General features: G+C 43.1%; 10 protein-coding genes. 4 read left to right on the top strand and 6 right to left on the bottom strand.

Annotated elements, in window-relative coordinates; translation table 11 throughout:
• Window positions 1-655 (top strand): hypothetical protein (locus KW93_RS17350; RefSeq protein ID WP_033541169.1); only part of this gene is annotated, 655 nt, incomplete at its 5' end.
• Window positions 656-827: 172 nt separating this feature from the next.
• Complete coding sequence (locus KW93_RS01405) at window positions 828-1,343, top strand: barstar family protein (RefSeq protein ID WP_161787020.1); 516 nt, start codon at window positions 828-830, stop codon at window positions 1,341-1,343.
• Between the two features lie 83 nt (window positions 1,344-1,426).
• Here the strand turns inward: KW93_RS01405 and xerS are convergent, their stop codons facing one another.
• From xerS to KW93_RS01430, 5 genes are all read right to left on the bottom strand, one after another.
• On the bottom strand, window positions 1,427-2,554 hold the full coding sequence (gene xerS / locus KW93_RS01410) for a tyrosine recombinase XerS (protein WP_052131407.1): 1,128 nt from the start codon (window positions 2,552-2,554) through the stop codon (window positions 1,427-1,429).
• A 116-nt stretch (window positions 2,555-2,670) separates the two neighbouring features.
• Window positions 2,671-3,459: a DUF2971 domain-containing protein gene (locus tag KW93_RS01415; protein WP_033541171.1), complete on the bottom strand. Its 789-nt coding sequence runs from the start codon at window positions 3,457-3,459 to the stop codon at window positions 2,671-2,673.
• A 275-nt stretch (window positions 3,460-3,734) separates the two neighbouring features.
• Window positions 3,735-3,950 (bottom strand): hypothetical protein, encoded by a 216-nt coding sequence (locus KW93_RS01420; RefSeq protein ID WP_033541172.1) that lies wholly within the window; start codon window positions 3,948-3,950, stop codon window positions 3,735-3,737.
• A 197-nt stretch (window positions 3,951-4,147) separates the two neighbouring features.
• Window positions 4,148-4,612, bottom strand: a complete 465-nt coding sequence (locus tag KW93_RS01425) for a DUF5348 domain-containing protein (protein WP_152602401.1) — start codon at window positions 4,610-4,612, stop codon at window positions 4,148-4,150.
• 262 nt (window positions 4,613-4,874) lie between these two features.
• Window positions 4,875-5,213, bottom strand: coding sequence for a YolD-like family protein (locus KW93_RS01430; protein WP_033541174.1), 339 nt, complete (start codon window positions 5,211-5,213; stop codon window positions 4,875-4,877).
• Between the two features lie 289 nt (window positions 5,214-5,502).
• Here KW93_RS01430 and KW93_RS01435 point away from each other — a divergent pair, with 289 nt between their 5' ends.
• Complete coding sequence (locus KW93_RS01435; protein WP_033541175.1) at window positions 5,503-6,747, top strand: MFS transporter; 1,245 nt, start codon at window positions 5,503-5,505, stop codon at window positions 6,745-6,747.
• On the opposite strand, the gene KW93_RS17705 is transcribed toward KW93_RS01435, so the two are convergent.
• Window positions 6,688-7,509 (bottom strand): helix-turn-helix transcriptional regulator, encoded by an 822-nt coding sequence (locus KW93_RS17705; RefSeq protein WP_235318335.1) that lies wholly within the window; start codon window positions 7,507-7,509, stop codon window positions 6,688-6,690. The genes KW93_RS01435 and KW93_RS17705 overlap by 60 nt on opposite strands.
• Window positions 7,510-7,591: 82 nt before the next feature.
• On the opposite strand from KW93_RS17705, the gene KW93_RS01445 reads away from it, so the two are divergent.
• Complete coding sequence (locus KW93_RS01445; protein WP_033541176.1) at window positions 7,592-8,131, top strand: short-chain dehydrogenase; 540 nt, start codon at window positions 7,592-7,594, stop codon at window positions 8,129-8,131.
• Window positions 8,132-8,403: the final 272 nt, after the last annotated feature.

Here is an 8,403-nt window from a genome sequence, read left to right on the forward strand (position 1 = left end):
AACGCAGCCTTTGACGGCAAGAACGATTTTCATAGGGAAAACCCTCCATTCAATTCTGGTTGCAACCATCAGCAGTATTTCTTTATTTGGTCTGCTAGTGCTGGTCGGCACACTGTTTAACCGCTTTGGCGATTGGCAGTATCCGGTTCTCTATTACGATGCAGAAAGTGCGGCACTGGCGGCTGATTATGCCGGAATGCTCTCCGGTGAGCTGGGCTTCCACTTCATTCCGTTAGGCACATATTTAGTGAACAACACCATCCTGTTTCTGTTCGTCCTCCTATTTTTCCTGGTATTGGCGAATTTCTTATCGCTCTTTTTGAAAAATACCTTTACTTCATTTGCGTTGACAATGCTGATTGGAGTGGGAGGATTCGTGCTGAGCAACTACTATTTAACAGGTATGGCGCAGTGGTCCCCTTTCACTTATCTGCAGATCCATAAAGTGGCGAATGGAGAAATGGGGACTTTGATGAATCTTCAGCACTTGAATGTGATGACGGGGAGTCTGGTGCTGTCGGGATCGACCCTGCTTCTTTTGTTGCTTGGTATACTTTTGACCAGCTTTAAAGCGCAGAACTCAGTTGGTGGTCAGAAGAAGACGGATGCAGAACATGTAGATAAGTCACTAGAAACTAAACCTTACGTAAAATAATTTAGTTAACATATGAGAGGTTATCAGAAGCTGTTGTATTGAAAGAGATGAAAGAGACTAAGAAGGATAAGGACGCATCCAACTAAAGGGGAAAAAGAACACTTACCTGAAACTCTTTTGTTAATTAAGGTAAACATAGGATTAAGTTCAAATGAAATGGGAGGTGGATTTCTTGGATGATACTGATCGGGAGTGGGGAACGGATGGGCATCACTTGCATCTAATGGAGTGTCAAGGTGAACAAGTGAACGAAATGGCGATGAAAGCAGTAGGAAACGGTTTTGATGCCAGGGTGATCGTTTTAGAAGGGGATCAATGCAAAAGCGTTGCCAGCCTTCTCAAGGAGTTTAAGGAAAAGTTCTTCTTTCCGGATTATTTCGGATTCAACTTTGATGCGCTTGATGAATGTTTGAATGATCTGGAATGGCTGGAGGCGGAAAAGTACCTGGTGGTTATCCGGGATATCGATTTAGTTTTATCAAAAGATCCTGGAGCTTTCAATGATTTCATTCTGATAATGGAAGCGACGGTCAAAGAATGGAATCAGGGAAGACCGTATGGGGCTCAGTCTAACCCTCCGAAACCGTTCGATGTCGTTTTTCATTGTGAAAATAGCCTCTTGGTGAATGAACATAGGTTGAAGTCCGGCGGGATGAAGGACCTGAATGTCCTTTCAGCTCCTTTATAAGCAAGCAGACGATTCCCTCATATAGCCAATAGAAAGGACAGACGGCCTAACAAAGCTGTCTGTCCTTTACTTTATCGCAGCAATTAGTTCGATGAATCTATTTGCTTTGAACGATTGGCTTCCATTCGGGATAACACCTGCTCGTTGTCTTTATTGGACAGATTGGTATAAAGGGAGGTGGTCTCAATATTGCTGTGACCCAATTGGTCACGTAGAAGGACGATACTTCCGCCATTCCGTATAAAGTCCGCGGCAAAGCTATGCCGAAGTTTGTGAGGGCTCATGCCTTCCCCTTGGGCAAAGGCAGCGGTGTACTTGGTCACCAGGTTTTCGATGGCCCGCCGGGAAAGAGGGCGGGCAGTACCTCCATAGAGCGTCACAAACAGAAAGGGGACTTCCTTCGATCCGGTATACCGGCCCTCCCGGATATCCAGGTAGTCTCTTAAGTGCTGGATGGCCTGGTCCATGACCCGGACGGTATCTTCTTTAGCGCCTTTTCGCTTGATGTCGATCAATTGCTTCTTGAGGTTGACTTTCTTAACTAAAATGCGCGCCATTTCCCCGAGGCGGATGCCGCTTCCGAGGAACAGGGAGAGGATGGCCAGATCCCGTTCCTTGTCCCGATTGAAGCGTTGACGAGCGAGTCCACTCCCAAGTGTCGCTTCGTAATCCTGTTCAATGAACTGCAAAAAATCGTTGATTTCATGCTCGTTTAGGATGACGGAGCTAATCTTTTGTGCGCGGCGGCTGGCCGTCTCTTTTTTCGTATGCAGCACGATCTTGCTCATGACGTTCCGGTAGAAGTACGATTCGCCGTCTTCGTTTTCCGTCTCTTTCGTCAGGTAGTTGAAGAGCGATTTCAACGCATTCACGGATAGCGTCACGACCGCAGTGCCCCGCTTTTTCACAATGTTGATCTCCTGGGTGAGGGATTCTTCCTGCAAAAATTCAATGTAGTGCTCCACGTCCTGCTTCTTCAGTTCTGCCAAGACCGGGTAAGGGATAGACGCGATATCCGGCGATTCAGTCAGGTTTTCGCGAAGCAGCCATTGAAAGAAATGCTGGTAGCGGTACAGATACTGCAACAAGGTATCAGCCGAAAGACCAGCTCTTTTTTTCGACCGGACATATTCGACGACGTAGAAGGGCATGGTTTTCAACTGATTTTCGATCCGTTGGAGGATCTGCAGTTCTTCGGGTGTTATGGCCATATACTGTAGACCTCCTATGATTGAGTGTATTTCTATATGTTCGCAAAATGTAATTTAAACGAACTTATTTAATGTGTTTAATTTGAAGTAAATAACACTAATTGAATAATGTAGTTTCAAAAAATTTGTCTTGGACCCTCATATAGAGAAGACTGGATTACGGGCTTATCTACATTGTACTTTTTTAAAACAGCTTCAACAGTTTCTCTAAACCAGCTTGGAGAAGTAGGGGCAACATAAATAGATTCTATCAATTGATTCAGATTACATGGGATATTGCTGCCATAATCTCCGAAAAATGGATCTTCAATTGACTCAAAAGTCATAAGCCTAAATTCATTTTCGTGATTGAACGAGCTTCTTTTGTAAAAGAGAGTTTCAAATATATTATTGCCTGCCATGTCTTTTAAATAATCAATATACTGAACCTGACCATAAAAAGTCTCTCGTTCCATGCTATTTATTAAATTTTTTACATTTGTTTTTATAGCTATACCTTCTCCAGATTTTAAATACAAATCCCACATAGCAGCTGATTCATAGTTATTCAAATGCCAACATGAGACTCCTGTATAATTGAGTAGAGCTCTTGAGCTTTGTATCAGATTTTTTCTTACCCCATCAAAATCAACTTTAATATCCGGTATGTAAGAGAAAGGTTCCCCGATAATTCTTTTGAAGTCTATCTCTGAAAATGCTCCTTCATAAGGATCCCTGAAATTAAGAGGCTTTGTAAAGAATACAGAAGCTGTATCAAGGAGATTTACTAGCTTAGAAAAGTCCATGTAACGCCAAACTCCAGTTTCTGGATCAAGTCTATTGTTGTAGATATTATATTCATTGTTGTATTGATATAGACTATAAAAATCAGCTCGTTTAGTAATGTAATCAACTCGATTTTTCATTTTAGAATACTCCTTAAGGCTTCCCTTTTAAGTCAATTATAACAAAGCACCTACATTATTTGTTCGTTAAATTGATATTTTGCGAACAAATAGAACTCAAGAAAAAAAGATAACCGGTATCCATCGTTATCTTCCCTCCTTCTGTCTATTAACTTTTGGGTTAGATCGTGGTCATTAGAAAAAACCAGTTCAGCAAACCCGATACCCGCTAACAGTCATCCTCCTACTAACCCAAATTCCTGATTTACTTTTTACACCGATTCATTTAACCATTTCTAAAATTTACTTAAAATTTCTGTAGCCCAGTAATAAGCCCATCCTAAGCCTGTGAATCCGACTCCAATCCTTACAATGAAAAAAGGCATTTTAATGAGTTTTAGCATTCCACCCACCAACATTGGAAGAAGCACGCAACCTACTGCTAATATTCCGATAAACAACGCCATTCTATCGATGACACTGGTGTCTATTTGAGAAAAATCTATCTGCATTTTCTTGACCTCCCCGTTCTTTATATCGGGTAGATCCCTCAAATTCTTTAGGGAGATGAATACTGTGATTAACGTTAATTTGAAATAAATTTACTGTGATTCAAAGGAAAAGCCTTGAATCGTTGTTCTTCATCAATAGTATGTATAGATGGGAAGCTGCTCTAGTAGATTTTAGAAACAATAATCCGTTTGTACTGTCATCTTCTCAGGCGAGCCGTCATGCCGTTGATGGATGTTTCCCGTCCTAAAGCCACTGCATAATAATCGTCTCCGTTGTGTTCGATGGTTGTCAGAACCCAATACGTTCGCTCATCTTCATCCTCGTCGTCATCCTTCACCAAAAGTTCGATCCTACTCCCGCTTGTAAAGTAATCCCCGTTCAGCATTTCATAGCGGCCAGCGGAATTATGGAAAATCGGCCCTTCTGAGACGACGTCTTTGGACAGGTACTCCAGTTTCCGATGGATAGCATCCAGCTGTTCGGTCAGCATCCGATATTGCTGGATCAGAAATCTTTCATCCACGTTCCGACTGGAAGCAATGTTTTCCCCATCATCCCCTAACCGGTAAAGCAGATCATGAAGCTGTCTTTTCAGTTTGGCAAACTCTTTCTCTGTATCCTCCAATGAAATCTCTGTACTGCTTTTTGAAAAATAACTCAAAATATCAGCTCCCTTGTACATGGTAGTGTGGCCATTCAAGTTCATAAACGAATTTTTTTCTTTTAGATGACTTTCTGCTGAAGGCGACAACCTGCCTCCAGCATTTTGACAGATAACTCAATCTACTTTCACTATACTTGTTTTAGGAACAGACTTCCAGGTCTTCTCCAGCATTTCGAAAGCAGGCAGATCCTGCTTATTTTTTAACAAGAAAATGCCGGAGATGGACTTTCAGCAGCTGCCGTCTCAGCATTCGGATGAGTCAGTCCAGCATATGGATGGAAGTAATCGTATCGATGGCAAGCTGCCATTCGCCAAAGGGATCTTCATAGGTGACGATCCGCTGGGTATCATCTATCTCCCGGATCGTGCACCGGTGGAATTTGAAATGGCGGTCTTCCCAGGATTGGATGAAGACGGTACACTCCCGGTCAAGAGCCACAATCAACATATCCCATATGGCTTGTTTTTCATCGGCACTGAGCATCGGCTGCGGATCGCTTGCATTATCGGAATCCCAGGCATGCTGCGAGACGAACAGCCCTTCCCACTGCGTATGCTTTCTCTCATTTTCTGGACTATTACTTCTTTTTTCTTCCATGATCAATTCCTCCTCGAAATAAGAACACTTGTTCTTATTATACCCATTTACCTGAAGGAGTGTTCTGCTTCTGAGAAATTTTTTTCCAAAGAAGAATTAAAAAAAGAGAAGAAGCTTTTTTGACTTCTTCTCTTCCTATAATTTCTTATATGTAAACTTGTGCCTGCACTTTGGAATTCGAATAAAATTAACCCTTACTGTTTCTTTCCTGAATATTGTCGTGAAAAACAGCAAGATTCATATAGATGAGACAGAAAATGAAGCGTAGCCTGTACATGAGGTGGTTGCGATGTATCGAAACGTATTAAAAAACAAAAGTGTTCTCTATTACTTGGCCGGTGCCGGCGTTTCACAGCTGGGGAATGTCCTCGCAGGGTTGGCCTTTCTTTTTATCGCCTATGATTTGACGCAATCAGCTAGCCTGACGACGGTGATTGCCATTTCACAGGCCGTCCCTTACCTGTTGTTCGGATTAATTGGCGGTGCGGTTGCGGACCATGTGCAGAAAAAAAGGCTGCTGATGTGGATCGACCTTATTCGAGTTCCCATAATTCTCTCACTGGTTGTCTTCTATCAATTCGATATGTTAGCTTTTTGGCATTTACTGATTGTCAGTTTCGTGATTCAGAGCCTGGGCTGTTTTTACAATCCGGCATACCGGGCCGTTTTGCCACTCGTCACCCCAGTTGATGACCGTACGACGGTCAATAGTTTGCTGGACACGGTGACAAGAGGCGTTCAGGTACTCACCCCTATTTTCAGTATCGGTCTGTTGAGTGCCGGACACACCATCCATTTTTATTCGATTGATGCGCTAACGTATGGTTTGAGTGCGCTTTTCATCTTAAAAATCCATTGGGTTGAACCGTTAAACGAGGAGCATACACTGGGAGGGAAAAAGGAAGGAATCTTCCAGTCAATTGTTGCGTTCTTTCTATGGGTAAAAGGCGAAGGGACCATAAAAAATTTGTTTATCGTGACGTTTCTGATGGTCTTTTTCAACACCTGGGTATGGCAAGTCGGTTTGCTCTTGCTTCTTCTGCAACACTACCCAAGCCAAGGTGAAGAATTTTACAGTCTCTTATTGGGATGGTATGGCATCGGGGTCATCCTGATCAATGTGATCATTCCGTTCTTCTGGAAAAAGCTTACGTTTACTCTTTATTTGGCCGGCTCTGTTGTATGGGGAATGGGAATCTTAGTATTGGGGTTCGCTACCCACCTTCCCCTTTACTTTCTGGGTGTATTGATTGCGGCAGCCGGTTTGCCCCTCTCCAGTCTTTCCCGTGTTTTCTTGATTCAAACATTGGTTCCAGCCCGGAAGCTGGGCCGGGCATTCAGTTTCAATGCGGTCCTTCTCTATGGATCAAATGTCATTTCCCTCATGCTGTTTGGCGCACTCACCGCATTCATCGAGATCAGTGCTCTCTTTGTCTTCTGTGGCAGCATGATGGTCGTTTGTGCTGTCTTTTACTTAACTCGAATAGCGTTGACGGAAAAAGCTCGGCGGAAATCCGTAGAGGCGTTTAAATAATTGATTGTAAACGCCAACGGAAGAAAAGCCGCAGCTATGGGCGATATCCGTTATGGTTCGCTCTGTATGCAAAAGCAGTTCTTGGCTTCGGACCAATCGATAGAGCTGAAGCCAGGAATACGGGGAAACACCGATCTTTTCTTTAAATAGGTGGGCGAATTGAAATTTGCTGACACCCAGAAGCGCCGCCATTTCTTCCAAGGTCCACACATGTTGATAATCGTCTTTTAAAGATGCCATCACTTGAACAAGTGCAGGCTGAATTGAGCGAAATGGGTCCGTAATCAAGTCAGAAGTATGGGTTCCAATAGCGGACTTAGCCAACAATAAACTGAGTTGGGCAAAGCTGTGCTCTAAGAATACTTCAGAAGACTGGCTTTCGCCTTCTCCTTCCAACAGTATGTATTGCTGCACAAAATGGACCCATTGTTCCACGAGTGGATGTTTTTGCGTGGTTTGTGCAAAGAAAAGTTCTCCCTGAATGTTTGCAATGGCAGCCGTTGCTTCGTTGAGGAATGCGGCGTCCAGTTCCACCAGAAACTTATGATCGTCTACGGCAAGCTGCCGATGCTCGTCATGGGGATTGAACACCATGAACTCATTTTCCATTAGCGAAAATTCGTTTCGGCTGCTCTGGTAGTTCATGAAACCTTTCAACGAAAACAGGAATTTGTAGCAGGGGTCGTTCCGCCAGAGACCTTCAGATTTCTTTTGGTCGGTGGATAACAACAAACAATTAGACGCTTCCACTAGAGTAGTCATTCATACCATCCTTTCTAGCAATTCAATAAGAAAATCAAATTCGATACATGAACACCATTCACTCAGCAAAGGAATGATTGAAATGAAACATGCACTTGTAATAGGCGGCACAGGAATGCTGGCCAACGTGTCCATCTGGTTAGCGGAAAACGGCTACCACGTTTCGGTGATCGGCCGGAATCCGGAGAAGATGCAGCGGCTCCTGGACCAAAATCCTGCACAGCTGACACCGGTTTTGGTTGACTACACGAATACGAAAGAATTAGCGGAACAACTACATCATATCCAGCAACAGAATGGCCCCATCCAGTTGGTGGTTGCTTGGATCCATTCCAACGGAACACAAGTGATTCCTTGTTTAACGGAATCCCTTCCTCGGCTCCAATCATGGGATCTGTTTCAAGTTAATGGCAGCAGTTCAAAACTGGAAGACATCAAAGCCAATACGGCAGTTCCTCCACATGTTGATTATCATCAAATTCAGCTAGGGTTTAAGATCGAAGATGGCTTGTCCCGCTGGTTAACTCATGAAGAGATTTCCGATGGGGTTATAGAAGCCATCCGAGAAAACAAATCGAAACATGTGATTGGAACGATTACCCCTTGGGAGAAACGGCCATAGGACTGACGACTTTACCAATTCTGCTACCTAATCTTTACTTAATACTACTATACGCTTCAATCCCACTAAATCATTTCATCCATAGGTCTGGTTTTTTTATCTACGTGTTTTCCCTCTTTAAGAAGAGTTTGCCGATACAATCATTCAGCTCTTTCGAAAAAGTATACTTTTATAGACAAAAGAGGAAGACAGACGCTAATCAGCATCCATCTTCCTCTTTATGTTTTGCTATTGAAATTATAACTACTTCCGATAATTCCTGATATGTAAAC

This window comes from Planococcus sp. CAU13, from assembly GCF_000775575.1.
In the GTDB taxonomy this organism is placed as follows: domain Bacteria; phylum Bacillota; class Bacilli; order Bacillales_A; family Planococcaceae; genus Planococcus.